At 51.9% G+C, this 26,191-nt stretch carries 22 protein-coding genes and 1 rRNA gene; 10 read left to right on the top strand and 13 right to left on the bottom strand.

Annotated features, from left to right (window positions below):
* Positions 1-169, top strand: a 23S ribosomal RNA gene (locus FGI41_RS14105); the annotation flags it as partial.
* 133 nt (positions 170-302) lie between these two features.
* On the opposite strand, the gene FGI41_RS14110 is transcribed toward FGI41_RS14105, so the two are convergent.
* From FGI41_RS14110 to FGI41_RS14145, 8 genes are all read right to left on the bottom strand, one after another.
* Positions 303-1,349: a polyamine ABC transporter substrate-binding protein gene (locus tag FGI41_RS14110; protein ID WP_139491000.1), complete on the bottom strand. Its 1,047-nt coding sequence runs from the start codon at positions 1,347-1,349 to the stop codon at positions 303-305.
* Positions 1,350-1,496: 147 nt separating this feature from the next.
* Positions 1,497-2,282 (bottom strand): ABC transporter permease, encoded by a 786-nt coding sequence (locus FGI41_RS14115; RefSeq protein ID WP_139491239.1) that lies wholly within the window; start codon positions 2,280-2,282, stop codon positions 1,497-1,499.
* Positions 2,283-2,370: 88 nt separating this feature from the next.
* Positions 2,371-3,213 (bottom strand): ABC transporter permease, encoded by an 843-nt coding sequence (locus tag FGI41_RS14120; RefSeq protein WP_255298471.1) that lies wholly within the window; start codon positions 3,211-3,213, stop codon positions 2,371-2,373.
* Complete coding sequence (locus tag FGI41_RS14125) at positions 3,210-4,349, bottom strand: ABC transporter ATP-binding protein (protein WP_139491001.1); 1,140 nt, start codon at positions 4,347-4,349, stop codon at positions 3,210-3,212. Before FGI41_RS14125 ends, FGI41_RS14120 begins: the two co-directional genes overlap by 4 nt.
* A gap of 129 nt (positions 4,350-4,478) precedes the next feature.
* Entirely contained in the window at positions 4,479-5,315 is an 837-nt protein-coding gene (locus tag FGI41_RS14130) for an IucA/IucC family C-terminal-domain containing protein (RefSeq protein WP_139491241.1), read from the bottom strand.
* On the bottom strand, positions 5,269-6,126 hold the full coding sequence (locus FGI41_RS14135; protein ID WP_139491002.1) for an ABC transporter ATP-binding protein: 858 nt from the start codon (positions 6,124-6,126) through the stop codon (positions 5,269-5,271). The genes FGI41_RS14130 and FGI41_RS14135 overlap by 47 nt, the downstream gene beginning before the upstream one ends.
* Positions 6,127-6,144: 18 nt before the next feature.
* The gene (locus FGI41_RS14140) at positions 6,145-7,176 is read right to left on the bottom strand and encodes a FecCD family ABC transporter permease (RefSeq protein ID WP_139491003.1); all 1,032 of its coding nucleotides are present in this window, start codon (positions 7,174-7,176) and stop codon (positions 6,145-6,147) included.
* On the bottom strand, positions 7,173-8,183 hold the full coding sequence (locus tag FGI41_RS14145; RefSeq protein WP_438358027.1) for a FecCD family ABC transporter permease: 1,011 nt from the start codon (positions 8,181-8,183) through the stop codon (positions 7,173-7,175). Before FGI41_RS14145 ends, FGI41_RS14140 begins: the two co-directional genes overlap by 4 nt.
* 158 nt (positions 8,184-8,341) lie before the next feature.
* Between FGI41_RS14145 and FGI41_RS14150 the strand changes: the two genes are divergently transcribed.
* From FGI41_RS14150 to FGI41_RS14165, 4 genes are all read left to right on the top strand, one after another.
* On the top strand, positions 8,342-9,337 hold the full coding sequence (locus FGI41_RS14150) for an ABC transporter substrate-binding protein (RefSeq protein WP_139491005.1): 996 nt from the start codon (positions 8,342-8,344) through the stop codon (positions 9,335-9,337).
* Between the two features lie 689 nt (positions 9,338-10,026).
* Positions 10,027-10,344, top strand: a complete 318-nt coding sequence (locus FGI41_RS14155; protein WP_139491006.1) for an ArsR/SmtB family transcription factor — start codon at positions 10,027-10,029, stop codon at positions 10,342-10,344.
* A gap of 194 nt (positions 10,345-10,538) precedes the next feature.
* The gene (locus FGI41_RS14160) at positions 10,539-12,062 is read left to right on the top strand and encodes an aldehyde dehydrogenase family protein (RefSeq protein WP_139491007.1); all 1,524 of its coding nucleotides are present in this window, start codon (positions 10,539-10,541) and stop codon (positions 12,060-12,062) included.
* Between the two features lie 201 nt (positions 12,063-12,263).
* Positions 12,264-13,910: a family 14 glycosylhydrolase gene (locus tag FGI41_RS14165; protein ID WP_139491008.1), complete on the top strand. Its 1,647-nt coding sequence runs from the start codon at positions 12,264-12,266 to the stop codon at positions 13,908-13,910.
* Between the two features lie 104 nt (positions 13,911-14,014).
* Here the strand turns inward: FGI41_RS14165 and FGI41_RS14170 are convergent, their stop codons facing one another.
* Together FGI41_RS14170 and FGI41_RS14175 are read right to left on the bottom strand one after the other, a co-directional pair.
* Positions 14,015-14,521 (bottom strand): tellurite resistance TerB family protein, encoded by a 507-nt coding sequence (locus FGI41_RS14170; protein ID WP_139491009.1) that lies wholly within the window; start codon positions 14,519-14,521, stop codon positions 14,015-14,017.
* 181 nt (positions 14,522-14,702) lie between these two features.
* A complete protein-coding gene (locus FGI41_RS14175; RefSeq protein ID WP_139491010.1) occupies positions 14,703-15,737 on the bottom strand; it encodes an EAL domain-containing protein in 1,035 nt (344 codons plus the stop codon).
* Between the two features lie 189 nt (positions 15,738-15,926).
* Between FGI41_RS14175 and FGI41_RS14180 the strand changes: the two genes are divergently transcribed.
* The 3 genes from FGI41_RS14180 to FGI41_RS14190 all read left to right on the top strand — a co-directional run bounded on the left by FGI41_RS14180 (position 15,927) and on the right by FGI41_RS14190 (position 21,203).
* The gene (locus FGI41_RS14180) at positions 15,927-17,096 is read left to right on the top strand and encodes a THUMP domain-containing class I SAM-dependent RNA methyltransferase (RefSeq protein WP_139491011.1); all 1,170 of its coding nucleotides are present in this window, start codon (positions 15,927-15,929) and stop codon (positions 17,094-17,096) included.
* A gap of 51 nt (positions 17,097-17,147) precedes the next feature.
* On the top strand, positions 17,148-19,895 hold the full coding sequence (locus FGI41_RS14185; RefSeq protein WP_139491012.1) for a DUF4855 domain-containing protein: 2,748 nt from the start codon (positions 17,148-17,150) through the stop codon (positions 19,893-19,895).
* 360 nt (positions 19,896-20,255) lie between these two features.
* A complete protein-coding gene (locus FGI41_RS14190; protein ID WP_139491013.1) occupies positions 20,256-21,203 on the top strand; it encodes a PhzF family phenazine biosynthesis protein in 948 nt (315 codons plus the stop codon).
* 82 nt (positions 21,204-21,285) lie between these two features.
* Here the strand turns inward: FGI41_RS14190 and FGI41_RS25000 are convergent, their stop codons facing one another.
* The 3 genes from FGI41_RS25000 to FGI41_RS14200 all read right to left on the bottom strand — a co-directional run bounded on the left by FGI41_RS25000 (position 21,286) and on the right by FGI41_RS14200 (position 24,133).
* On the bottom strand, positions 21,286-21,447 hold the full coding sequence (locus FGI41_RS25000; RefSeq protein ID WP_176560278.1) for a hypothetical protein: 162 nt from the start codon (positions 21,445-21,447) through the stop codon (positions 21,286-21,288).
* The gene (locus FGI41_RS14195; protein ID WP_139491014.1) at positions 21,440-22,651 is read right to left on the bottom strand and encodes a DUF4062 domain-containing protein; all 1,212 of its coding nucleotides are present in this window, start codon (positions 22,649-22,651) and stop codon (positions 21,440-21,442) included. Before FGI41_RS14195 ends, FGI41_RS25000 begins: the two co-directional genes overlap by 8 nt.
* Before the next feature lie 186 nt (positions 22,652-22,837).
* Positions 22,838-24,133 carry an MDR family MFS transporter gene (locus FGI41_RS14200; protein ID WP_139491015.1) on the bottom strand — a complete coding sequence of 432 codons (1,296 nt, stop codon included), beginning with the start codon at positions 24,131-24,133 and terminating at the stop codon, positions 22,838-22,840.
* A 498-nt stretch (positions 24,134-24,631) separates the two neighbouring features.
* On the opposite strand from FGI41_RS14200, the gene FGI41_RS14205 reads away from it, so the two are divergent.
* Together FGI41_RS14205 and FGI41_RS14210 are read left to right on the top strand one after the other, a co-directional pair.
* Positions 24,632-25,018: a DUF2500 domain-containing protein gene (locus FGI41_RS14205; RefSeq protein ID WP_139491242.1), complete on the top strand. Its 387-nt coding sequence runs from the start codon at positions 24,632-24,634 to the stop codon at positions 25,016-25,018.
* A 51-nt stretch (positions 25,019-25,069) separates the two neighbouring features.
* Entirely contained in the window at positions 25,070-26,182 is a 1,113-nt protein-coding gene (locus tag FGI41_RS14210) for an aminopeptidase (RefSeq protein ID WP_139491016.1), read from the top strand.
* The last annotated feature ends 9 nt before the right edge of the window (positions 26,183-26,191 follow it).

Here is a 26,191-nt window from a genome sequence, read left to right on the forward strand (position 1 = left end):
GGACGGGATAAGCGCTGAAAGCATCTAAGCGTGAAGCCCCCTTCAAGATGAGACTTCCCATAGCGCAAGCTAGTAAGACCCCTCATAGACGATGAGGTTGATAGGCTCGGTGTGGAAGCGCGGTAACGCGTGGAGCTGACGAGTACTAATCGGTCGAGGACTTATCCACATTACTTGCATGCTTGCTTCCAGTTTTCAAGGAAGAATGAAAATGAAAAGCTCTGATATGTATATCACGCGATGTGGCGGATATAGATATCAGAGCTTTTTTCGTGTACACAGTTTATACAGAGGCGGATGAATTATCGCCCGGTTTTTAGCTCCGTCCAGTAGCGGTCGTATAGATTAAGCTGTTCACCGACATCTTCGATCCACTCGGTACGGGCCAGGTCATGAGCTTCAATGAAAATCATCTTATTCTGCCGGTACTCAGAAGTATGGAGGGGATAGGCTTTTTCATTGGGATTGCTGTAGCCGATATCTTCATAGTTTTTAACGCTTACGGTTGGTTCGAGGAGGTAGTTGATGAAGGCCTCGGCCCATTTTTTGTTTTTGGCTCCTTTGGGAATAGCGAGGGTGTCTGCCCAGATGGTACCGCCCTCTTTAGGGAGGACGAAAGCAACGTCTTTGTTTTCAGCGTAGATGAAGGCAGCGTCTCCGGACCAAACTGTACCGATCCAGGCTTCTTCGGCGATGAATTTTTGTTTGATGTTGTCGGTGTCGAAGGCGAGTAGGTTGGGGAGAAGGGTTTTGAGGTCTTGGTAGGCGGTGGCGAGTTCGGCGGGGGTTTGGGTGCTGTTGGAGAAGCCGTTTTTGATGAGGGACATGCCGAGAGCTTCGCGGGGATCGTTGAGGACGACAACCCGGTTTTTATAAGCGGGGTTCCAGAGGTCTGCCCAGCTGTCGATGGGGTCGCGGATATACTTGGTGTTGTAGGCGATGCCGGTGACGCCCCAGGTGTAGATGACGGAGTAGCGGTTGCCGGGGTCATAGGGCGGGGTCTGGAAGGTGGAGCTGATATTTTGCAGGTTGGGGATGGCTTCTTTGTTGAGGGGCTCCAGCATGTCTTGCTTGATCATGGTGGTTACCATGTAATCGGAGGGCTGGATTAGGTCGTATTGGGAGCTGCCGGCTTTGAGCTTGGCGTACAGTTCTTCGTTGCTGGAGAAGACATCGTAGTTGACTTTGACATGGTAGGTCTTTTCAAAATCGGCGATGACATCGGGTGAGAAATTGTCGGCCCAGCTGTAGATGTTGAGGGTCTCGGGAGGGGATTGGCAGCCGGTCACGGCAGTGGTCAGCAAACTCGCGGTGAAAAGAAATGGGGCGAGTTTTTGTAAGACATTCATGATTGAGATATTCCTCCTGACTGTGATTGGGGTAGGCAAACGGCTGGGGTGGGTCAAGTGGATGAATCATGTAATAACAGCGAAGGTGGATCAACAGAGTATGCTGGGATCTAAACGGGAAGCTGATATCTAAACGGTAAGCCGGGGTCAAAAGGGAAGCTGTTTTTTGGTGTCGTCGTCAGTGTCTTTTCGCCGGAAAAATTCAGCAAGCACGATGAAGAGGATGGTTGTGACGATGAGAAGCGTGGAGAGGGCGTTGATTTCCGGGCTGACGCCGCGCTTGACTAAGCCGTAGATGTAGAGGGGCAGGGTTGTGGAATTGGGGCCGGAGACGAAAAAGCTGATTACAAAGTCATCGAGTGACATGGTAAAGGTAAGCATGGCAGAGGCGATGATTCCGGGACTGATCAGGGGAAGTGTGACATAGCGAAATGTATGCAGGGGGGAGGCGCCGAGGTCTTGGGCAGCCTCCTCCAGTTCTTTGCCCATACCTGCCAAGCGTGCGGAGACGATGACGACGACGAAGGAAAGACTGAACGTGATGTGGGCGATGATGATCGTGGTTTTGCCCAGAGGGATGGCGAGTTGGCTGAAGAGGACTAGCAGGGAAAGACCCATGAGGATATCCGGAATGAGGATGGGGAGGTAAAAGAGGCTGTTCCAGGTCTTTTGGAAGCGGAAGGTGTAGCGGTGCAGGGCGATAGCGGCCAGTGTGCCGAGAATGGTGGCGATGATGGTGGTGGTGACAGCGATGCTAAGACTGTTGAAAAGGGCTTCGAGTACCCGCCTGTTATCGAGCAGGGCGAGATACCATTTGCCGGTGAAGCCCGACCAGACAGCATTGATTCGAGAGTCGTTGAACGAATAGAGGATCAGGACGAGGATGGGCAGGTATAGAAAGCCGAGTACAGCGAGTGAGTAGCCAAAGAGCAGGCGATGGCGGAGGTTCTGGGGGTGTTTTCGGTTTTTGCGGTGTGGTGGGTTGTTATGGTGATGGTCAGTCTGGTGGTTATTCACGAGTTTACCCCCTTTCGTCCTGTTGTGCTTGGACGGCTCGGTTATAGAGATAGATGAGGATTAGCGAGAAAAGGATGACCATGATGGAAAGGGTCGAGCCAAAAGGCCAGTCGCGTGCGGAGAGGAATTGGTTTTGAATGACGTTGCCGAGCATGGAGGATTTGGCCCCGCCCATGATTTCGGGGACGACAAACATGCCGATGGTGCCGACGAAGACGAGGATAGAGCCGGTGACGATGCCGGGCAGCGTGAGTGGAACTGTGATATGCCAGAAGGCTCTTGACGGGGTGGCGCCGAGGTCATAGGCGGCTTCGAGCTTGCGTCTGTCCAGCTGCTCCAGCGAGACGTAGATGGGCAGAACCATGAAGGGCAGGAGGGTGTAGACTAATCCGATCAGGACGGCTGTCGGGTTATACAATAACGACAGTGGCTGATCGATTAGCCCAAGCTGGAGTAGCAATGTATTTAGAAGCCCTTGGGAACGCAGGATGATCACCCAGGCGTAGGAGCGGACGAGGAAATTAATCCAGAACGGGATCATCACGAGGAGCAGCCAGATATTTTGCCAAGAGGAGCTCATTCGGGAAATCATATAGGACAGCGGGTAACCAAGGATGAGGCAACAGCAGGTCGTCAGAACCGAGATGATGATGGTATCGAAAAAGATATGCAGATACAGCGGTTCAAAAAAGCGGGCATAGTTGGCCAGCGTCCATTCGTAGATGATATCGCCGTAGAGACCCCGTTGGAAAAAGGAGAGCAGGACGATGATCATCAGGGGGAACAGGAAAAATAAGGTGAGCCAGATGAGCGATGGGTAGGCAAGGTATTTGCCTTTGTTGTTCAATGCAGGATCACCTCGTCTTCTGGATGCCAGTGTATGGTGACCTGCTGGCCGGGCTGAAAAGATGGGGTGTCGTACTGATGAGCCATGACGATGGACTCTTCCCCGTCCAATTTGACGAAGATTTTGTGGAGGTTGCCGTGGAAAGAGATGTCTTGGATGGTGCCGAGATGGTGGTGGGGGACGGGTGGAGTGTTAGTTGGCTGGACGGATGGTGAAAGTGGAAAAGGCGGAGTGTGACGTGGTGAGTGTGTAGATGGGGCGGAGGATGACGGTAAGGGCGATGAGTATGTAGATGGATTGGAGGATGACGGTAAGGGTGATGACAGTGGTGCACGGCCTGAGATAGGCGCGAGGATTACCTTTTCCGGGCGGATCGCGAAGGTTCTTCCCCTGTGTACTCCGCTCTTAGTAGTGAGAATATTGTTCTCCCCGACAAAGGTGGCGACAAATCGGTTGTGCGGGTGGTGATAGATCTCTTCGGGGGTGCCGAGCTGTTCGATCCGGCCCTGGTTCATGACGGCGATCCGGTCTGACATGGACATCGCTTCCTCTTGATCGTGGGTGACATAGACGAACGTGATACCCAGATTTTTTTGCAGGTTCTTCAGCTCCAGCTGCAGGCTTTTGCGGAGTTGAAAGTCGAGGGCGCCGAGTGGTTCGTCAAGCAGGAGCACTTTGGGGTTGTTGATGATGGCGCGGGCGATGGCGACGCGTTGCTGCTGGCCGCCGGATAATTGCTTAGGTCTACGGTTGGCTAGATCGCTTAGCTGGGTAAGCTCCAATACCTGTTGTAGTCGGGTGCGCTGTTCGGCGGCGGGGACTTTTTTCATTTTCAGACCAAACAGGATGTTGTCCGTTACATTCATATGGGGAAAAAGAGCATAATGCTGAAACACCATATTCATGTCGCGTTGATAGGGCGGAACATCTGTGACCCGCTGACCATCCAGATAGATCTCACCAGCTGAAGGTGTCTCGAAACCTGCGATCATGCGCATCAGGGTAGTTTTGCCACAGCCGCTGGGGCCGAGCAGCGTCAAGAACTCGCCGGAATAGATGGATAGGGAGAAGGATGGAATCACAATCTGGCGACCAAACGTCTTTTCGACAGAATCAAGCGAAATCATCGTTTTCATCGTTACGTCTGTCCCATCTCTTAGTTATTTTCCTTTTATGTATATTATGCCAGCCAAATAAACGATTCACGTCTTGAGGAAATCCGGCAAAAAAGAATTCCCCGTTGCGGGTACGGGGAATAGGCTTGGTTAGGTATGTTGCAATTGAAGTTGTTCAACACGTTCTAATTTGCTCAGACGTGGGCAGGTGATGCAAGGGCCACCGTCGGGGAATTGATACCAGAGGCAGCAGGTGGAACGGACACGGCTGCATGCGGTAGGTGCCACTTCTTTAAAGGTAACCACTTGATATGTGGATTCGAGTGATTGGCCATCATAGGACAGCTCTCGGTGGATGATATGGCGGTCACGGTTGGCATGGCTCTGATAGGCTGGCTCTTGGTCTAGCTTTTCATACAGGAAGCCACAGTAGTTGCCGATGTTGCCCCACATCACTTTTGGGGAGAGACCGAACAGCTTGGTGATCTTGGTCATCATCATCCAGAGATTGTTGTGAAAAACCGCTTGGAAGACGTTCTGGCGAAGCGTCTCTTCGCTTTCGGTTTCGCGCCATTCGAGACAGCAATGGCAACGGTATTCCTCCTGCATCCGCTCGGACAGCAGAATGACCGGGCAGTTATTCGGCAGGACGAGACCTGATGGGAGGTCGTTGACGATGCGGATTTTGGCTTTTTGCCAGTCAGCGAGAATGCCTACACCGATCGTCGACATCGGGGTCAGGACGGTGGCGAGCAGAGATCCTGCGTAGCGCTTTTGAAAAAGTGAAGCGGCGGCGACGAGATTCTCCGACTTCATCCGGCGGGCCACCCGTCTGATCAGGAAAGCCAAACGCTCGGAGTCAGTAATCAACTCTTGAATCGATATGGTCTCACCGGTGTCGGTGGGGTCATCGACGTAACACGGGATATGCATGCCCCTATCACGCAAATTGTCCAACAGCGGTGCTAATTGCAACGTGGTGTGCATGTGGCTGTGTCCCCCCTTTTCGCCCTATGCGTCCCCGGCTGTAAGGGATGCACATCGGAGTACCATAGATCGGATCAGGAATGATTTCGGCGTCCATCGAGAAGACGGCACGGACGGTGTCTGGAGTGATCGTCTCTGTGGGGTGTCCTTGGGCGTAGACGGTTTTGTCTTTGAGCGCAACGATGTGGTCGGCATAGCGACAGGCCAGATTGAGGTCGTGCAGCACCATGATGATCGTGCGCTTTTGAGTCTGGTTGAGTTCGAACAGGATATCGAGTACCTCCACCTGGTGGGTCATATCCAGATAGGTGGTCGGTTCATCTAAAAGAATCGTCTCCGTGCCTTGAGCCAGTGTCATCGCGATCCAGGCACGCTGGCGTTGGCCGCCGGAGAGTGAGTCGACAGCGCGGTCCTTCAGCTCGGTCATCCCGGTGGATTCGAGCGCTTCATTCACCATCGCTTCATCCTCTGTCGTCCACTGCTTGAGCCAGTTCTGGTGCGGATAGCGGCCCTGTTTGACCAGCTGCTGTACCGTCAGGCCTTCAGGGGCTGTCGGTGACTGTGGCAGGATGGCGAGACGCTTGGCGATTTCTTTGGTCGGTGTGGTGGCAATCGCTTGACCGTCGAGCAGGATGTTGCCCTCTTTTGGTTTCAGCAGGCGGGCCATAGAACGGAGCAGCGTGGACTTGCCACAGCCGTTACTGCCGATCAGCACAGTGATTTTTCCCTTGGGAATCTGAAGATTAAGTTGGTCGATGATGAGAGACTCACCGTAGGTTAAGGTGAGATTCTGGGTTTCCAAGGCTACCATGTGAGCAGTCCCCTTTCCTTACTGATTCCGATTTTTGAACAACAGATAGATGAAAAATGGAGCGCCGATTGCGGAAGTGAAGATCCCGACCGGAAGATCCAGCGGGGAAAAGGCCGTGCGTCCAATCAGATCGGACAGCATCACGATCAAGGCACCAACCATGGCTGATACCGGCAACAAACCGCCAAAAGACGGGCCTACCAGCTTGCGGGCAATATGCGGGCCGAGCAAGCCGACGAAGCTGATCGCACCGCCGATGGCAATCGCTGCACCCGCGAGCGCGACGGAGAAAAACAGGAGGATCAGACGATGACGCGAGACCGGGCTGCCGACTCCAGCGGCGATATCATCACCAAGCTGGAGGACATTGACCGTACGGCCGTACATCATGGTCAGGATCAGCATGAGGATTACCCATGGGAGCAGGACGGAGACATTTTCCCAGTTGGAGCCGTAGACCGTCCCGGTGATCCAGATCTGTACCTTGGGAGTCAGGTAGATCGGGCTGGTGACGACCAGAAGGGAGGTGATCGCGGCCATGACCTCTTTGATCCCTACCCCGATCAAGACGAGACGGATTGGAGTGACACCGTCTTTCCACGCCAGCAGATAGATGATGGCGGCGACAACCCCTGCACCAATCAAGGTGACAGGCGGCAGCCAGAAGACACTGACCGTTGGAAACAGGGTAAGCAGTCCGACCGCAGCCACCGAAGCGCCGTGCGTAATCCCGACGATATCAGGAGATGCCAGCGGATTACGGATAATCCCCTGCAAAATCGAGCCGGACACGGACAGCGCCGCCCCGATCAGAAGTGCCACCAGAATACGCGGCAGACGGAAGGTCTCGATGACCAGCTCGTATTGCTTTTCTCCCGCGCCGAACAAGGTTTTGATAACGTTTATCGGTGAGATATACATTTCGCCGGTTCCGATACTGACGACGAATGCGGCAAACGTCAGGATCGCGAGAATGGTCGTAGTTAACAGCGTTTTGCGTTCCAGTAAAAAGGAGAAGGATTCGTTACGGATGACCAGTTGTTTTTTCATGCACGCACCAGCCCTTTTCGTACAACGTAAATGAAGAATGGTGCGCCCATCAATGCGGTCATCACGCCAATCGGCACTTCACCCGGCATTGCGATAAATCTGCCCAGGATATCAGCGAAAAGCAAGAGAATCGCACCGAGAAATCCACTGTAGACCAGCACCCAGCGAGTGTCTGAACCGATCAGGTAGCGTGCGAGATGCGGTGTGACAAGACCAATGAAGCCGATCGGTCCTGACACCGCGACCGAACAGGCTGAGAGCAGAACAATCAAAAGACCGGCGAGAGCCTTGACCAGTACGGTTCGCTGGCCCAACCCCTTGGCGACGTCCTCCCCCATCATGAAGGTATTGATCGGCCGTGCCATCAGGAAAGCGACAATCCATGCAAGCAGCATATAAGGAAAAACACCTGTCAGCATCTCCAGCTTACGTCCCGCGACTGAGCCAGCCAGCCAGAACAATACATCATTCAATGCCTGCTCATTGGTGACGAGGATCGCATGGGTAAAAGAGGAGAACATCGCAGTCACAGCAGCTCCGGCCAATGTCAGCTTCAACGGTGTAATCCCCTCCCGGCCAAGCGCACCGAGAAAATAAACCAGCACCCCGCTAAGAGCCGCACCGATAAAACTCAGCGTCGTGAACTCCCCGAGCGAGTTCATCGCAAAAACCGCCGCCCCAAACACGATGGCAAACGATGCCCCGGCATTGATACCAAAAATCCCGACGTCAGCGAGTGGATTGCGCGTCATCGCCTGCAGCAGTGCTCCTGCAATTGCAAGGCTCGCCCCCACCGCCCCGGCAATCAATGCACGCGGCACCCGCACTTCCCGGATGACGATGTGTTCATTGCTGCCGTCGAACTGGGTATAGGCATCGATCGCGACATGCCAGCTGGTATCGACCACACCAAAGATGACACTGCCGATCAAACCGGCAAGTAAAAGAACCAAACATACGAATAATCCACCAAGTTTTAATGGCGTGCTTCCTAAGAGGTTTTTGATCATTGAAATTCTTCTCCCATAGTATGTGTGCATCAGCCTATATGTTTCTATGATTGAGGCTGAGATTCATTATCATTTTCTTGTTGACAGATTGAACCCTTACAAGATACCATTATAGTCGATATTGATAATCGTTATCAAGTGTAGGGGGAACGATCATGTTCAAAAAGTCATCATTCTTTACAAAAAAATCGCTGACCCGTGTGATTGCTCCAGTGGTTGCGGCGATGTTCGCACTGACTGGCTGCGGTACACAGCCAGCGGCGACTCCGGCTCCTGAGCAACAACCAGCTGCAGCAACGGATGCGCCACAAGAATATACAGTGAAACACGCGATGGGTGAAACCAAAATTAAAGGTACCCCACAAAAAGTGGTTATCCTCACCAACGAAGGTACCGAAGCACTCCTCGCGCTTGGCGTGAAGCCAGTGGGCGCGGTGAAATCCTTTACCGGCGATCCTTGGTATGCACACATTAAAGATGAAATGAAAGATGTAACCGTACTTGGTGAAGAAGCACAGCCTAACATCGAGGCGATTGCTGCTCTGCAACCAGACCTGATCATCGGGAACAAAATGCGTCAAGAGAAGGTATATACCCAACTGAGCGCAATTGCTCCAACTGTTTTCTCTGAAACACTGCGCGGTGACTGGAAAAAGAACTTCAAGCTGTATGCAGAAGCTCTGAACAAAAAGGCTGAAGGCGATAAAGTACTCGGTGACTTCGACAAGCGTGTTGAAGATCTGAAAACCACCCTCGGCGACAAGGTGAACACCAAGGTTTCCCTCGTTCGCTTCATGGCTGGCCGCACCCGTATCTACTACAACCAAACTTTTGCTGGTACCATCTTCGAACAAATCGGTCTGCAACGTCCAGATTCTCAGAAGAAAGATGATTTCGCTGCGGAAGTAACCAAAGAGCGCATCCCTGAAATGGACGGCGACATCATGTTCTATTTCACCTACGAAACAGGTGACAAAAAAGCAACCAAGCTCGAAGAAGAATGGACCAACGATCCGCTCTGGAAAAACCTCAACGTTGTGAAAAACAATAAGGCAATCAAGGTTGATGACGTGATCTGGAACACTGCTGGTGGTGTAAAAGCAGCGAACCTGATGCTGGATGAGTTGGAAAAGCATTTGATGGCTCAATAATTTTATAGAGATTTGATCGGCTGTCGATTATTATCGGCAGCCTTTTTGTTTTGGTGGGTACTCGGGGGTGAGAGTGAGGATGAACTGTTTTCCAGTTGCCTTTCCCTCTCTTCGTTCGGCCGGTCGCCTTACAAACAGTTCATCCTCACTCTCTGGGGCGGGTACCAGCCTAAAAAAGACGATCGAAAGATCGACGGATCAAAAACATCAATACATGAACATCAAATATCAATAACAAAGCATTCAAACATCCAAAGCTTCGTTGTTGCCATTCCGCAGTGCCTCCTCCGTCATTACTTACATAACCCCATGAATTAGCCCAATAATCATCATATGCTTGTTCTTTTAATTCTTTTCTCTATTATCCCCCATGGCTGGTGGAGATGTGGACGTTGGCAAGATGTAAGCCTCTTTGAAGACCCTCTCAGCGGAAGAGATTTGATTGGGATTGCTTCTTCGGAATACTTCTAGGGGCAACGAATATACATCATCGAATAATCGTTTTGCCCCCTGCCCCAATCAAATATCTGCAGCGGACAGTCATGCCCCCCTCCGGGTCTTCAAGAATGGCGAACAGCTTGCCAACGTCCGCATCTCCCGCCCCGCCCCACCCCCCCTTGACATTAGACCTAAAGCATATTACCATACTTTTCAAAGGTTTAAACTTACCAACGAACAAAGAGGTGCTTATGAAAAACGGAAATGAACAAGCGCACCAGCAAGCATTGGAATTGTTTCGTGCCTGCACCCCTCTTTTTCAGGCATTGGGAGATTCGGTCCGGCAGGATATCATTCTGTTGCTGGCGCAGCACGAAAGCCTCAACGTGAATCAGATCGCAGAGCAGTCACCGATGTCCCGCCCTACGATTTCGCATCATCTCAAAATTTTGCGTGAGGTCGGTCTTGTGACGGTGGAACGCCGGGCCACCGAAAACTATTACTCTCTCCAGCTGGATCACTCCTTGGATAAATTGCGGGATTTGATGAAAGCGGTGGAGGAATGCTAGACCAGAATTGACTTGCTGAACAGGGCTTCTGATGTGGTGAGTCAATATTTTTTAGATTAATAGTTTAAAAGTTTAAACGAATGGACTTAAACGAATACGATGATAGATACACAATAGCCCAGGAAGCTTCTATGAATAGATAGGTTTGGTTAGGGATAAGACAAAATGAAATCGAGGAACGGAGGTAGTATGCAATGGGAATGATCGAGATACTCAACCCTGCCACTGGTGAAGTGATCGGCGAGGTACAGGAGAAGACATCCGAGGAGATTACGGCGGCGATGAAGCGGGCCAGAGAGGCTTTTCCTGCATGGCGGGATATGCCGCTGGAGCAACGGCTCGGCTATGTAGCGCGTGTCCGTGAATATCTGGTTGAGCATATGGAGACGCTCGCACAAAAAATCGTGCAGGATACGGGGAAAGTCCTGCTGGAAGCGATGATGACGGAGATTTTTACGACGGCTGATTTTATGAAGCATTATGAGAAGCATGCGGCGGGGATTCTGGCACCGAAAAAAGTAGGAACGCCAATTGTATTGTTTGGCCGACGCTCAGAGATTCAGTACCGTCCGATGGGGGTAGTGGCGGTGATCTCGCCATGGAACTATCCGCTCCAGCTGGCGATGGTGCCTGCGATTTCCGCCTTGATTGCCGGGAATACGGTGCTGCTCAAGCCTTCTGAGGTGACTCCCCTGACCGGATTGATTATGGAGGAGATCCTGAATGCAGGGGGATTCCCAGAAGGCGTCGTACAAGTCTTACATGGCGGCAAGGAAGTCGGACAGACGCTTGTCGATGCCAAGCCGGATAAGATCTTTTTCACAGGAAGTGTGGCAACAGGCAAAAAGATCATGGCCCAAGCCGCACAGCACCTGATTCCGGTCGAGCTGGAGCTAGGCGGGAAGGACCCGATGATTGTGTTCGCTGACGCTGATCTGGAGCGTGCAGCCAATGCGGCGGTCTGGGGAGCCTTCACCAATGCCGGGCAGACCTGTATGGCGGTCGAGCGTGTGTATGTGGAGAGCTCTATCTTTGACCGCTTCGTCGGGATCGTCAAGGCCAAGACCGAACAGCTTCGTGTCGGAACCGGGGAGGAAGCAGATATGGGCTCGATGACGTTTCCTCATCAGTTAAGCATCGTCGAGGAGCATCTCGCAGACGCAGTCGCCAAAGGAGCGACCATCCTCACAGGCGGCAAGCGGCTCAATGAGAAGACCCTGCACTTCCCCCCTACCCTGCTCACCAATGTGGATCATACGATGAAAATCATGAACGATGAGACATTCGGGCCAGTGCTACCGATCATGCCGTTCCGGGACGAATCAGAAGCCCTGCGTCTGGCTAATGACTCCCCGTTTGGCCTCAACAGCAGTGTCTGGTCACGCGATACCACCAAGGCCCGCCGAGTTGCCGGGAAGATTGAGAGTGGTAACGTTTGCATTAATGATGTGATCGTCAGCGTCGCCAACCCCCATCTGCCTTTTGGCGGGATCAAAGAAAGCGGCATGGGACGCTATCATGGTGAAGAAGGCCTGATCACCTTCTGCCACGTCACCTCGATCATCGAGAGTCCAGGGAAAAAAGCCTCTGAAATCAACTGGTATCCCTATACTCCGAAAAAGCGGGAAGCCTTCCAGACCCTGATGCAATTTTACGGCAAACAAATCAAAGCTTCTGTAGGCGGTGTCAACAACCTCCTGCGAGAGTTCTTCAAATAAGAGACAATCCGAACAAAAACGCTACGATCCTGCATGCCTCCCCCAGACGCGTGCAGGTTTTTTTTACATGATTCATAAAATGTTGACAATCGCCCGTAAATTCTATAAATTTATGATGCAAACGTTTTCACGAAATTTTAACATCCAGATTATTCTGCGCTTTGCAATACTTCATTTCAAATGTTAAAGGAGGATTTTCAGATGAAAAACACTTGGAAAGACCGCCTCAAGAAAAGCTCTCTTGCGACGCTGTCCTTGGCTGTAGTTGCAGGTATCTTTGCCGGCAATATGAATACAGCCTCCGCCACCGTAAAAAGTGATTACAAAACCTATGTGATGGCTCCGCTGACTAAGATCACAGACTGGACTGCTTTCAAAAGCCAACTGACCACCCTCAAAAACAACGGGGTATATGCGCTTACAACTGACGTATGGTGGGGCGATGTCGAGGCCGCTGGTGACAACCAGTTCAACTGGACCTACTACAAAACCTATGCAGACACCGTCCGTGCAGCCGGCCTCAAATGGGTACCGATCATCTCCACCCACCAATGCGGCGGCAACGTCGGTGACGATTGCAACGTACCGCTTCCGAACTGGCTTTGGTCCCAAGGTACAGCTGACCAGATGAAATTCAAGGATGAGTCCGGTTATGTCAACGGTGAGTCCCTCTCCCCTTGGTGGTCTGGTACGCAGACTCAATACGATGAGCTGTATGCTTCCTTTGCAAGCAACTTCGCGGGTTATAAAGACATCATCGCCAAGATCTACTTGAGCGGCGGTCCTGCGGGTGAGCTGCGCTTCCCATCCTACAATGCGGCTGCAGGCTGGTCCTACCCAAGCCGTGGTAAGCTGCAAGCCTACACCGATACCGCGAAAAATGATTTCCGTGCGGCTATGCAGACCAAATACGGTACCATCTCTGCTCTCAACACCGCTTGGGGTACCAGCCTGACTGCTTTTTCCCAAATCAGCCCGCCAACTGACGGCGACAACTTCTTCATCAACGGCTATAAGTCCAACTACGGCAAAGACTTCTTGAACTGGTACCAAGGCGTGCTGAGCAAGCACCTCGCTGGCATCGCTTCCAAGGCCCACAGCCGTTTTGACACCACATTCGGCGTACGCATCGGCGCGAAAATCGCGGGCATCCACTGGAAAATGAACGATCCAAGCATGCCACACTCTGCTGAGTACGGCGCTGGCTACTACAACTACAGCACCATCCTCGATCAGTTCAAAGCAAGCAACCTTGACCTGACCTTCACTTGCCTGGAGATGAACGACAGCCAAGCGAATACCGCTCCCTACTACTCTGCACCGAAATCACTCGTGATCAACGTAGCCAACCTGGCGAACTCCAAAGGCATCGCGGTCAACGGTGAAAATGCTCTTGCCATCGTCAACGATAACCAGAAGTATCAAAACGTAGCGGAAATGCTCTACAACTACAACTTCAGCGGCTTCACCCTCCTGCGCATGGCTAACATCGTCAACAGCAACGGTACAGTGACTTCTGAGATGGCTCCATTCCGTGATGCCGTCGCACTCAACCCAGTACCTGTGACCTTCACGGTGAACAATGCCAATGCTACAACTGGTCAGACCGTCTATGTAGTCGGTGACCGTTGGGAGCTTGGCAAATGGGATACCGTTGTCTACCCGGCGAAGCTGACCAACACCAGCGGCGTATGGAAGGCGACCGTCTACCTCGGTGAAAACCGTACCTACAACTTCAAAGCGATCAAGAAAGATGGCAGCGGCAACGTGGTATGGGAAGGTGGCTCCAACAAGAACTACTCCGTACCAGCAGGCGGCGGCAGCTACACCTGGAGCTGGACGAACTAATCCATTCTTCTTGTAGTGCCAATCGGTCTGCTTTTCTGAACACAAAAAAATCTGGCTTTCTCCACGCGGGAGGGCCAGATTTTTTCTGTTTTCTATGAAAAGGATTAGTGTACGCTCAGGTTTACTTGGTAGCCTGGTTGGTTTTTCGGGTGGTTCTGGTTGAGGAACACGGAGCGGTCGGTTTTGAGTACGATTACCTCGAAGAATGGACGGAAACGCTCTTCGCTGATTCCGAATGCATTGAGGAATTTGCCAAACAGCTCTTGCTCTTGACGCTCAGGCTGACCGTCTGCGAGAGAAGAATCGATCAGATTGATGAGGATGCACATTTTTTGTGCGTCTGTGAGGATTGGTGCAGCTTCACGCAGGAAAGCGTCAGGAGAGGTTTTGCGGGTGTATTTCATCGCGCGCTCGAGCAGGGCACGGTTGTTGGCACCTACACCGATAACGCCGCCACGCTCTTCACCACCGAGTACGGAGAGGAGATGACCGATCTCTTCGTGATCCATCTCGCCGTCGGAGCCCATCATATAGAGCAGCGAGCAGGCAAATGCAAGGTGTGGCGTCATGTTTTCGCCTTTATCACCTTTAAACATATCAAACAAACCCATTCGTAATTCCTCCATTCGTTTGGCTAAAAATATCCTTGCTATGTACTACGAAATAAATTCTAGCAGGTTTCGGAAAAAAATGAAAAAGAAATAGCCTATTGATATGAAAAAAATCCCAATCAGCCATGTCAGGTTTCTGCGGTCTGCATGGTGCTTTGGGATTTGGTGTATGGGACGATCATCAGTTAGCCAGCTGGAGCAGCGGATGTGCCTGCGGCTTGGCGAACAGATAGCCTTGGAACAGGTCGTAGCCCATATCGAGCAGGTATTTGAGATCCTCTTGATCCTCTACTCCCTCGGCGAGAGCCTGGGAGTTCATCTCATGGGCGAGCTGGAGGACAGATCGGGCGATCCGCTGCTTGCCCCGGTCCTGACTGACACCACGGGTGAATTCGAGTGCCAGCTTCACGTAGTCTGGTTCGAGCTGGGATAAGAGACTCAAGCTGGTGTAGCCTGTGCCCACATCATCGAGAGCGAATTTGAACCCGTGATCTTTGTAGAACTGCAGGATCGATTTGAGATGGTCGACATTTTTGATTTCATCGGACTCGACGACTTCAAACACCAGCTGCTCTGGTCTGACTCCTGACAGGCGGCTTGCTTCGAGCGTGCTTTGCAGGCAATGCTCCGGTGTATAGATGGCGGTCGGGAGAAAGTTAATGAAGGCGAGCTGATTGGGAATAGCTGACGCATTTTTCACAGAGGTAATCCGGCAGGCACGGTCGAGCGCAAACAGGCGGTTCCGGATTTTGGCGGCTTCAAACATTCGGAATGGTGGAATAATCCCACCTTGTTTGTCAATTCCGCGCGAAAGAAGCTCATGACCGATAATCACGGGCTGCTGATCTTGGAAGCCGACGATGGGTTGATAGTATGTCAGGATGGATTGCTCTGTGATGAGACTGTCGATCCAATCTGCTTCGCGCTCCTGTAGGAACTGGGCGACTGGCTTCAACTGATCCAACGCAGCCAACGGGTCGGTACGCTTGGACATGACAGCGAGAATCTCATGCGAAGACAGATGGTTCGTGATGTAATCAAGCATATTGTAAAAGATGGACTCCTCCACCCAATGCATCCGGTCATTGATGGATAACCAACTGGAGCTGGAATAAGAACCGAGATAGATTTTGATCCAGTCGGTATTCAGATCCCCTTTGAAATACAGGGTATAACCTCTCTCCGATACTTGGCACGCGTCACATTGTGTATCCATCACTTTGTCTCCCTTTCCGATCGCATCCCCATGAGGAATGGCATAAAGTTTTCTCTATGCTGTATCATTTCTCAATTCATTTATGATTTCCTGTTCCAAAAGCATTTGAAACTGCTTTTTCCACGGTGAAATATGGGGCATCATTAGGGTATGATATTACCATAACGGAAATGACCAAGGAGAATAAGCATGCAAACAGTTGAATTGATTGCCACCGCCACATTTGGATTGGAATCCGTCGTGGCTGACGAAGTGAAAAATCTGGGATACACCGATATGACGGTGGAGAACGGAAAGGTAACGTTTCGCGCCGATCTGGCTGCGATCGCCAAGGCGAATCTGTGGTTGCGCACAGCCGATCGGGTACGGATCAAGATCGGAGAATTTAAGGCGACCACATTTGATGAATTATTTGAGCAGACCAAAGCACTGCCATGGTCGGATTGGATTCCGGTCGACGGGGCTTTTCCTGTGGAGGGCAAATCTGTAAAGTCGACTCTCTTTAGCGTATCGGATTGTCAGGCGATTGTGAAGAAGGCAATCGTTGAGAGTCTGAAGAGAACGTATAAAACAGACTGGTTTGAGGAGAGCGGCCCGTTGTATAAGGTAGAGGTGGCGCTCTTAAAGGATATCGTCACGCTGACGATCGACTCCAGCGGCTCTGGCTTACATAAGCGCGGCTACCGTGAGCATATCGGGGCGGCTCCGCTCAAGGAAACGATGGCTGCGGCTCTGATCCTGCTGTCCCGCTGGAAGCCTGACCGTGTGTTCATGGACCCATTCTGCGGTTCGGGTACGCTTCCGATCGAGGCGGCGCTGATCGGGCATAACATCGCTCCAGGGATGAATCGTGAGTTTGCCAGTGAGAATTGGCCGATCATCCCAAGACAGATCTGGCGTGATGCCCGTGCAGAGACTCATGATCTGGCTGACTATGACCGCGAGCTGGAGATCATCGGTACCGATATTGATGATGAGATGCTGAAGGTAGCAAGACGCAATGCAGGGGAAGCGGGTGTGGAGGATTCGATTCACTTCCAGCGCTTGGACATGCGTGATATGAGCTCCAAGCGCAAGTACGGCTATCTCATCTGCAACCCGCCGTACGGGGAGCGCCTGCTCGATAAACGCGAGATCGTCAAGCTTTATCAGGATATGGGCAAGGCCTTTGGTAAGCTGGATACCTGGTCGTATTATGTGCTGACCTCTGATGAGGAGTTCGAAAAGCATTTTGGTCGGGAAGCAAGCAAAAAGCGTAAATTGTACAACGGAAACATCAAAGTAGACTACTACCAGTTCTTCGGTCCGCGTCCACCGCGTCCCAAAACGGAAACGATTGTAACGCTAGACCAAGCCTGATCGTCTTACCCATTGTGAGATTTGGGCAGAAGGAAAGGGAGAAAGAGGAATATGGGATTGCGTCAATATTTTCATAAAACAATCACGTGGACATTGGCTTGTGCGCTGGTCTTGCCGCTGGTGCAAGCTGTGCCTGTGTCTGCGGCGGCTAAAGGACAGACCACAGTGGAGCTGAAACCGTCTGCGGCGGCGACAGCTTTTGCTGATGTCAAAGGTCATTATTCAGAAAAGGCGATCAGCCACCTGCTGACCCTGCATTTGATCCAACCCAACCAAGCCAAGAAGTACAACCCAACCCAGCCGATGGCGCGCCAGGACGTGATGGTACTGCTGGCAAAAGCGATTGGACTGCAGCCAAGCAGTGCATCTACGGCTGCTTTTAAAGACCTTGGGGAGAATCCGGCGATGGCCCCTTATCTCAAAGCGTTTGCCGATGCGGGTCTGTTAAAAGGGCGTCCGGATGGAACCATCGGGGTGAATGACGCGATTACCCGTCAGGATCTGGCTGTATTGATCGACCGGATGATGCAACAGACTGGCGTAGATACTTCTGATTCGGACAAGACTGCACAGCCGCCTGCCTTTTCGGATGAAGCAGATATCGCTGATTATGCCAAGCAAGGGGTCAGACAGGCAGCCAGCCAAGGATGGATGATCGGGAGCTACGGTAATTTTGCCCCGCGGAAAAAGGTGACCCGTGCCGATGCGGCAATCATCGCAGAACGTATCGTCTTGCGTCGACTGGAGCAGGCAGATCAAGCCGAGTTCACCGTGCAGCCAGCCAGAGTCTCCGTGCTCGCAGGTACGACGCAGAAGCTTACGGTTTTCCCAAAAGGAAGTGACCTTCTGCCGTACACCCCGGTCTATGCCTTCGACCGTCCAGACCTTGGGCGGGTGCTGGCGGACGGTACGTTCGTCGCCGGGCCTAATGAAGGGACAGGGCAATTGACGGTGACCGTGGGGAATAAAACCATGGCAATCCCCGTGGAAGTCACTCCAGATGGACGACCGGCAACCAATGTTCCTAAGCCAGAGGGAGACAGGCAAAAGGCAGACGGGACGAGCACGAGTATACCTGTGGTGAACAGCAATCCAACAGGAACGAACGGTACGACAGGTTCGGGCAGTGCAACAGGTTCGCAGCCGAAATCAGGCGAGACCACTCCGTCCATTCCATCCAAGCCGGGTGAGACGAAGCCGCTTGTCGATCCATATGACAAGGAGAATGGCATCGTCAACCTCTCTTTGGGCCAGCATGTCGGCGTACGCGCGACAGACCCGAGCGACCTTTCTTTTAACGAGATGGAAAAGAAATATCCAGGGCCTGTCGGTGGATTGGTCGCTGACTCTGAGACGTGGACAGGCTATCTGCGTCAAGCGGGGCGCGAGGTGACGGTTACGCTTGATCAGGTGAAGACACTGGATCGGGTACAGCTTACCTTCAAGCAGGAGAAGAAGGCCGGGATCACGCTGCCGCCATATATGGAAGTGGAAGTCTCCCGTGACGGCAAGGTTTGGTCATCGGCAGGAAAAGCAACACATGCGGTGGCACCTGACACAGAACAGGTAGTTGTCCGTACGCTTAGCTTGACGTTTCCGGGTGTGGAGGCCAAGTATGTACGTGTCCGTTTTCCGGTGAAGGTCTTCGTCTTCGCCCGGGAATTGCAGGTGTACGGTCATGAGAAAGTGATCAAGCAGGATCGCACTGTTCTGTTGCCGCCTGTCCAAGCACCTGGGCCGATGCCTGAGGATAAAAAAGCCAACGACCGGATCAAAAATCTGGTGCTTGCCTTCTCCGGCGGCTACGGGGAGCTGGGCACATGGCGCAAGGAAGACTTCATGCCGCTGGTCGGCTATATCAATCCAGAGGGCAAAGTGATGGATCAGATGTTTGACAGTGTGCTTTTCATGCCGTATCCGAACATGCCAGCCACCCGTGCCGGCTGGGAGTACTACCTCGACGATCTGTTCCAGTCGGGTCGCCAGATCGATGCGCTCAATGAAGCGATGAAGGAGTACAACAAAGCACGCGGCACCTTGGTGAATAACCCGATGAAGGAAAAAGTGGTATTGACCCTGCCGTATCCAAATACGAATGTTACCGAATTCGGTAAATTGGAAGAGGATCGTGACCCGCTGACCTTCCAAGCATCACGGGTAGGAGCAGAAAAAGCGTATCAATACCGTACGGAAGCCATGGAGTGGTATCTCAATGAGGTGCTGAAGCGCTGGGAAGCGGCCAATCCGTCTTACCTGCGTCTGGAAGGGATCTACTGGTATGCTGAATTGATCGAGGATGCGATTCCGAAAGAGCGTGAGCTGATGCAGCATGCTTCCCAGATCGTGCACGAAAAAGGACTTCATTTCTACTGGATTCCGTACTTCGGTTCCTCTGGTGTAGGCGATTGGAAGAGCATGGGCTTCGACTATGCATTCCTGCAGCCGAACTTCTACGCGAATCAGGAGCAGCCGATTGAGCGGATGGAGACGACCCTGGAGACCGCCAATAAATACGGCATGGGCATCGAGATCGAGGGTGATGAGCGGATGACGAGGGATGCGAAGTATTACCGCATCTACTACAATCAGTTGATCGCGGCGCACCGACTTGGGATCGATAAAGATAAAATCCATGCGTATTACTATGGCTCGAAAAGCCTTCAGCTGGCGTACAACAGCAAAGACCCGAAAATCCGGGCGATCTATGATGATACGTATAAGTGGTTGAGCGGGAAGTTCACGATTACGGAGTATTTGACTCCGGTGGTTACGCCGACACCGACACCGACGACACCGTAGATTGGTGCCATAGTTACCTATAGCCACAGGCTGTCGATATGAAATCGGCAGCCTTTTTTCTTTTGGCATAGGTGGCTCTCCAGAGGAGAGCGTGAGAATGATCTGTTTTCCAGTCGCCTTTCCCTCTCTTCGTTCGGCCGGTCTTCTTACAAACAGATCATTCTCACGCTCTCTCGGTGGGGAACCTGCTTTAATAAAAAAGGGAGAGATGAAATGAAAGCGAAATCTTAGCCAGAGGGGGTTTTACTATGAGATTGATGGTTTTTTATGATGGGCAGTATTGGGTGGGGGTGTCGAATATTCGATAGACTCCAAGCTGTACGCGGGGAAGTTTATTTTTGGATCAAGAGGAGAACACCGATGAGAGAGATCACAATCATTCAATACGACGCATTCACCACCGTTCCGCATAAGGGAAATCCAGCGGGGATTGTGTTTGATGCAGAGGGTTTGACCGATCAGGAGATGCAGGCGATTGCCCATAAAGCGGGGTTTAATGAGACCACCTTTGTTTTGCCTTCTGATGTGGCAGATGTCCGGTTGCGTTTTTTTACACCGGGGTATGAGATGGACTTGTGCGGACATGCGACGATGGCTACGGTCTCTGCACTGGTTAGCCGGGGATTGCTGCCGGACAAGGACAAGAACGAAGGCAAGGTCAACGGCGGTAACGTGCTGGAGCTGACGCAGGAGACGAGAGCAGGAGTGCTTGGCCTGCGGGTAGACCGTTTTCCTGATGGCGATATCCTGGTGACGATGAAGCAGAAGCCAGCGGAGTTTATCCCGTTTGAAGGATCGGTTGCAGACGTGGCGGATGCCATGGGGCTGTCTGTGGAGGACATCGACGACTCGATGCCGATCGTCTATGGTAGCACGGGCGTCTGGACATTGATCGTACCGATTCGCGGTCTGGAGCCGTTCACCCGCATGCAACCGAATAACGGGCGGTTCCCGCAAATTCTCACCCAACAGCCTCGTGCTTCGCTTCACCCGATCTGTATGGAGACCTATGATCCCAAAGCGGATATGCATGGGAGGCATTTTTCCTCTCCTTATTCGGGGATTGCCGAGGACCCTGTCACAGGTACGGCATCTGGTGTGATGGGGGCGTATTATGCCAAATACCTGTGCGGGCAAGAGGAACAAGCCCGAATCCACCTGCTCCACATCGAACAAGGCAATGAGATCGGACGCGAAGGAAGTCTGTTGGTCAAAGTAATTGACCACAACGATACCTATGATGTAGCGATCTCCGGACGGGCCGTCTACACCACAGAATGTACCGTGCAGCTAGACGACACAGACTGATGTAACGTGATGAGCAGACCAAAAAAGCTACACATTCCCTGGGGAAGGGAGAGTGTAGCTTTTTTCATGACGGGGGGCTTGCCTAGCCGATCGATCGGCGAAAACCTCCGATTGCTCCGAAGAAACCGGCTTTCTTCTCTATGGAGGAAAGCCCTTGGGATGCCTTTTGCAGCTGCTCGCTCTGTTTTTTGGTTATGTCTTGGTGTGTGACGGAGACTTTGCCCAGGCTTTTGAATTTACTCATTGCCATCCTCCCTTCCCCGTAAGAACAAACTCAAATAAGAAATCACGTCATTGTTTGCTCTTATGTTCATTATACCCGTATAGAGTTCATTGGTTCTGAGACGAATAACCTCCCAACTGACAAAAAGGCTCTCGATCGGGAAGTGGGTCGTGAAGACATAAGGGGCGAAGACATGGCACATATAGATGACTTTGTTGGTGGAAAAGAGCATGGAGGACGTGAGATACGGCTGATCTTCGTGATCCAGTGGCGAGAGTTGTCCACTCAGGGCCTCCCGATACGCGGTCGAGACGAACGAATCATGATCGTCCAACGGGCTTTGCTCCTGTCCGCCCGCAAGTCCGGTCTGGGCGATCAGGTGAAGGGTGTTTTTGCCGTCGAAGCGGTATACGGATGTACCGTCGCAGTTGCCGACCGCCACCATCTCAGTCAGAATATGTGCGCCCTCATCATAGTAGACGATGCCGCCTTTGAGGTTGGCCTGCACCTTTTTGAGAATCTGCGACAGCTCCGTATAAGTGCGGACCTCCTTGATAAAAGGCCGGATGTCATTAAGAAACAGATCAATCTGACGAAACCGCTCCGAGGCGAGCAGGATATCGTCGATGGAGCGGATCTGTTTTTTGTTGCGCAACTCAATGTAGGATTCTAACAGGGAGCTAAATTCCATCCGCAGTGTCGTCTTGATATCATCTGCCGTCTCGAAGGAAAACAGCCAGGGAACCTCCTGATACGCATCATGGACAATCTCAAGCACCTCTTTGGGCAGCGAGTGATTGCCCATTTTCTTGTACACCTCATGAAAGTAGGGAATGCGTCCTTCTTTTATGTAATAGTCACTGCTTTTCAACTCGCGGAAAACGCGCTGAAATTCGTGAAAGTAGACATCTTTTATGTAGTTCTTCACGAAGACAAGGATGGTCTTGTTGGTCGCCAGTGCTTTGCGGAGCTCCAGATGGGTGATGCTTTTCTGCACCTCTTCGACCTTGAAGCCCACTTCCTTGCCGACGATCAGGATATAGATGTGACAGCGCTCCACCTCTTTGAGACAGATGTCCACCATCGAATAGGGGCGTGTCTTGGAAAAAAAGTCAGACTCAAACAAGATCGGCTCATGCCCCATGGTGGTAAGGTACGTGCCGATCTGATGGCGGATCTCTTCAAGCCCCCGTGAGACAGAGCTGACAAATACTTTGGTCGTCATGACATTCCCCCCTCACCGCTCGCGTGATCACGGACAGTATATCTTATTCGCGGTGGGGAGGATTTAACCCATGGAGTTATAAGGATCAGATGGAGCTTGTACACATGGCGGTCGGTGGTAGTCATCAGTACCTGACGCGCTTCTGACGATAGAAAGGCCGAGGAATTCTCCTCAGCCTTCTGTTTCTTATGCAGGATTCGGTTCTTTTTCGGGCTGGTTGACTGCCCCTGTGGCTGATTGAGATGACCGCTTCATATCTACATGGCGGAACAGACGATAATACAGCACCGCACTGAACACGCCAAACATCGCGATGATCGCAAACACGCTGAGCGGTGTCATCCAATTCGACATCCCGATCACCAGTGGAGCGAGGAAGCGTCCTACCGAGAACTGCAGGGTGGAAGCCCCCATATACTGCCCGCGCTTATCCTCCGGTGCGTATTTGCTGACGAATCCGAGTGCAATCGGGGTCCGCACCAATTCACCAAACGTAAACACTGCCATGCAGAAGAACAGATACCAGACGTTCGTCGAGAAGACCATCATCAACAGCCCGGCACCAGTCAACAGGGATGAGAGGATAAAGCCATCCCGGTCACTCCAACCGGAGAACAGACGTGTCACCGGTGTGGTCAGCAGAACGACCATCAGCCCGTTGATCCCGACCATCCAGCCGAAGATCTCCATGCTGCTCAGGGAAAACGACCAGTCCCCCCAGACGAGCAAGGTCTGCTCAGGCACGGATTCCTTGATATACACCGGCATATACATATCCATCTGCATGAAGACGATCGACAGCAGAATCCCCGCTGAGATATACATGGCAAACAATTTGTCACTGAAGATCACGCGGTAATTCTCTGCCTGTTGACGCAGGATACCCTGTTTAGGTTTCAACTGTGACGCTTTTTTGGCTGATTCCGGCAAAGTTTCCTTGATCATGACGAACAATACGACAAGGAAGACCACGACCACGATAAAGCTGGTCAGCATCAGTCCAAACCGATGATGCTCGAAGAAAAAAGCACCGATCAACGGCCCGCCGACGACCCCGATGTTCATCGCCATGTAGAAGACGGCAAACACATCACGCCGCTCCTCTTCACTGGTCAAATCCGCCACCATCGCCTCACTGGCCGGCCAATAGATCGAGCCGCCGATCCCAAGCAGGATAAACGCGATATAATCCAGCCACGGCGTGTGGGAGAAGGCAAACAGTGCTAAGGCCACAGCCTCCAGTACGTTCGCAAACAGCATGGTCGGACGCCTGCCGATCCGGTCGGCCATTTGACCGCCGATCAGACTGGCAATCATCCCGAGCAGCGGTGGCACTACAAGCAGCAGGCTTGCCATATCCTTTCCAAATGACGCAGCAAAATGAAGACTCATAAACGGGAAGAACATCCAGAAAAACAGGTGAAAAATCGTTTCACCAATCAGACGTACTTTTAAATTCATATTCCAAGAAAGCCACTGCATGCGGGAAGCCTCCAATCCTTTTATCATGATGAGTGATTACCTCTTGCTCGACAGGATGTCAGTCTGCCCTCTGGTTTGGCGACGTTTCGATACCAAATAAAGAAGGGCGAACGGATCAGAAGCGGTACAGTCTGCTCCCATCCGTTCGCCCTACGCGCCTATGGCGGGTATGACGAGAGAAAGCGACGGTACAAGTCTTTGCTTACCCTGCTAAAAGGTACAAAAAAGCTGCAAAGAACTGCCCTGTCGCTTCCATCGACGAATCTATGGAAACGGAGCCGATCTGACATCCTGTCATTTCAAGAGATATAGATGGTTGTCGGGGATGACCCCCGAGCAGGGGCCACCTAAATCATTGAAACAACAGGATTAGTCATGGATCAACACTCCGTTCTTGTTCATGTAGTTTTGGGTTATCCCTATACTACCCAAATCCTGTAAGCGTAGCAAGACATTTTTTGTTATGATGATGAAAAGGTTTACAGGAGGGGGATCGTGATGGTGGAATTAGGGACGCAGCCCGGTTTTTTCGGCGGGGCACCAGTGGGTTTTCAGGTCGTGTTCATCCTGGTGACGGCGGGCATCCTCTTCACTGTGGTGATGGCTGTGGTGAAGGGCATAAGCAATGCGGCTGCCCCACTGCTCACGGTAGAGGTCAAGGTCGTCGCCAAGCGATATAAGGTGAAGGGACATATGCACACCCAAGATAATGTGCCGATGCACAGCTCCACGACCTATTACTTTGTCACCTTCGAAAAAGAGAACGGGGAGCGCATCGAGCTGCAGGTCAAGGACCGGGAGTTCGGACTGATCGTCGAGGGGGATGTGGGCACTCTCAGCTACCAAGGAGACTGGTTCCGCGGATTTCTACGCAGACAGCGGTAATATGTTACAATAGGGTGACAAGGAAAGACTGGAAAGGAAGGGTGTACACCAATGATCGACCCCCGTCTGCAAACGTTAGCGAAGAATATTCTTGCACATTCAGTAAAGCTCCAACCAAAAGAAAATTTGATGATAGATATCCGTGGGACAGGTGAGGCTCTTGCCAAGGAATTGATCAAGCAAGCCTATGAGATCGGGGCGTACCCGTTCGTCCGTTACCTCCACCAAGGATTGCAACGCCAATTGGCGCTTGGCACCGACGAAGCGCGCGTCGAGTTCCAGCGCAAATGGGAAGAGCAGATGTGGAAGGACATCCAGGCTTATATCGTCATCAACGGCCCGACCAACGATGCCGAGCTGTCCGACGTACCACCGGAGAAGTCCGGTATCATCCGCACCGTGTTGAGACCGAACAACGACTATATCGTCGACAATACCAAGTGGCTGTTGCTCAACTATCCGACGTCCGCGATGGCGCAGAATGCCAACATGTCCACCGAGGCATTCGAGAACTTTTACTTCGATGTCTGCTCCGTTGATTATGGAAAAATGGAAAAGGCCTTCCAGCCACTTAAAGAATGGATGGAGAAAACCGACCAAGTCCGTCTCGTGGGCCCAGGCACCGACCTGACCTTCTCGATCAAGGGCATTCCAAGCATCATCTGTGCGGGTGAGTTGAATATTCCGGATGGTGAGATTTTTACCGCGCCGGTGCGTGATTCCGTCAACGGTACGATCACATTCAACGCACCAAGCCAATATCAGGGAACCCGTTTTGAAAATGTCCGTCTGACGTTTGAAAACGGTAAAATTATCGACGCAACCAGCAACAATACCAAGCGTCTCAATGAAATCCTCGACACCGACGAGGGTGGACGTTACATAGGCGAATTCGCGATTGCAGTCAACCCATACATCTTGCACCCGATGAGCGATATCCTGTTCGATGAAAAAATCGCGGGCAGCTTCCACTTCACACCGGGTCAGGCTTATACGGTCGCCGACAATGGCAACCGAAGTGCAATTCACTGGGATATGGTAAGCATTCAGCGTCCAGACTACGGTGGGGGCGAAATCTATTTTGACGGCGTCCTAATCCGTAAAGACGGCCTGTTCGTCCCAGAATCCCTGCAACCACTCAATCCAGAAAACCTCAAAGGATAAAAGGAACGA

The organism is Brevibacillus dissolubilis, from assembly GCF_006170445.1.
In the GTDB taxonomy this organism is placed as follows: domain Bacteria; phylum Bacillota; class Bacilli; order Brevibacillales; family Brevibacillaceae; genus Brevibacillus_B; species Brevibacillus_B dissolubilis.

Bases quoted from the DNA above. Each gene is read 5' to 3' on its own strand.
- FGI41_RS14110 (WP_139491000.1), bottom strand. From the start codon at position 1,349: ATGAATGTCTTACAAAAACTCGCCCCATTTCTTTTCACCGCGAGTTTG.
- FGI41_RS14125 (WP_139491001.1), bottom strand. From the start codon at position 4,349: ATGAAAACGATGATTTCGCTTGATTCTGTCGAAAAGACGTTTGGTCGC.
- FGI41_RS14130 (WP_139491241.1), bottom strand. From the start codon at position 5,315: ATGCACACCACGTTGCAATTAGCACCGCTGTTGGACAATTTGCGTGAT.
- FGI41_RS14135 (WP_139491002.1), bottom strand. From the start codon at position 6,126: ATGGTAGCCTTGGAAACCCAGAATCTCACCTTAACCTACGGTGAGTCT.
- FGI41_RS14140 (WP_139491003.1), bottom strand. From the start codon at position 7,176: ATGAAAAAACAACTGGTCATCCGTAACGAATCCTTCTCCTTTTTACTG.
- FGI41_RS14150 (WP_139491005.1), top strand. From the start codon at position 8,342: ATGTTCAAAAAGTCATCATTCTTTACAAAAAAATCGCTGACCCGTGTG.
- FGI41_RS14155 (WP_139491006.1), top strand. From the start codon at position 10,027: ATGAAAAACGGAAATGAACAAGCGCACCAGCAAGCATTGGAATTGTTT.
- FGI41_RS14160 (WP_139491007.1), top strand. From the start codon at position 10,539: ATGGGAATGATCGAGATACTCAACCCTGCCACTGGTGAAGTGATCGGC.
- FGI41_RS14165 (WP_139491008.1), top strand. From the start codon at position 12,264: ATGAAAAACACTTGGAAAGACCGCCTCAAGAAAAGCTCTCTTGCGACG.
- FGI41_RS14170 (WP_139491009.1), bottom strand. From the start codon at position 14,521: ATGGGTTTGTTTGATATGTTTAAAGGTGATAAAGGCGAAAACATGACG.
- FGI41_RS14175 (WP_139491010.1), bottom strand. From the start codon at position 15,737: ATGGATACACAATGTGACGCGTGCCAAGTATCGGAGAGAGGTTATACC.
- FGI41_RS14180 (WP_139491011.1), top strand. From the start codon at position 15,927: ATGCAAACAGTTGAATTGATTGCCACCGCCACATTTGGATTGGAATCC.
- FGI41_RS14185 (WP_139491012.1), top strand. From the start codon at position 17,148: ATGGGATTGCGTCAATATTTTCATAAAACAATCACGTGGACATTGGCT.
- FGI41_RS14190 (WP_139491013.1), top strand. From the start codon at position 20,256: ATGAGAGAGATCACAATCATTCAATACGACGCATTCACCACCGTTCCG.
- FGI41_RS25000 (WP_176560278.1), bottom strand. From the start codon at position 21,447: ATGAGTAAATTCAAAAGCCTGGGCAAAGTCTCCGTCACACACCAAGAC.
- FGI41_RS14195 (WP_139491014.1), bottom strand. From the start codon at position 22,651: ATGACGACCAAAGTATTTGTCAGCTCTGTCTCACGGGGGCTTGAAGAG.
- FGI41_RS14200 (WP_139491015.1), bottom strand. From the start codon at position 24,133: ATGCAGTGGCTTTCTTGGAATATGAATTTAAAAGTACGTCTGATTGGT.
- FGI41_RS14205 (WP_139491242.1), top strand. From the start codon at position 24,632: ATGGTGGAATTAGGGACGCAGCCCGGTTTTTTCGGCGGGGCACCAGTG.
- FGI41_RS14210 (WP_139491016.1), top strand. From the start codon at position 25,070: ATGATCGACCCCCGTCTGCAAACGTTAGCGAAGAATATTCTTGCACAT.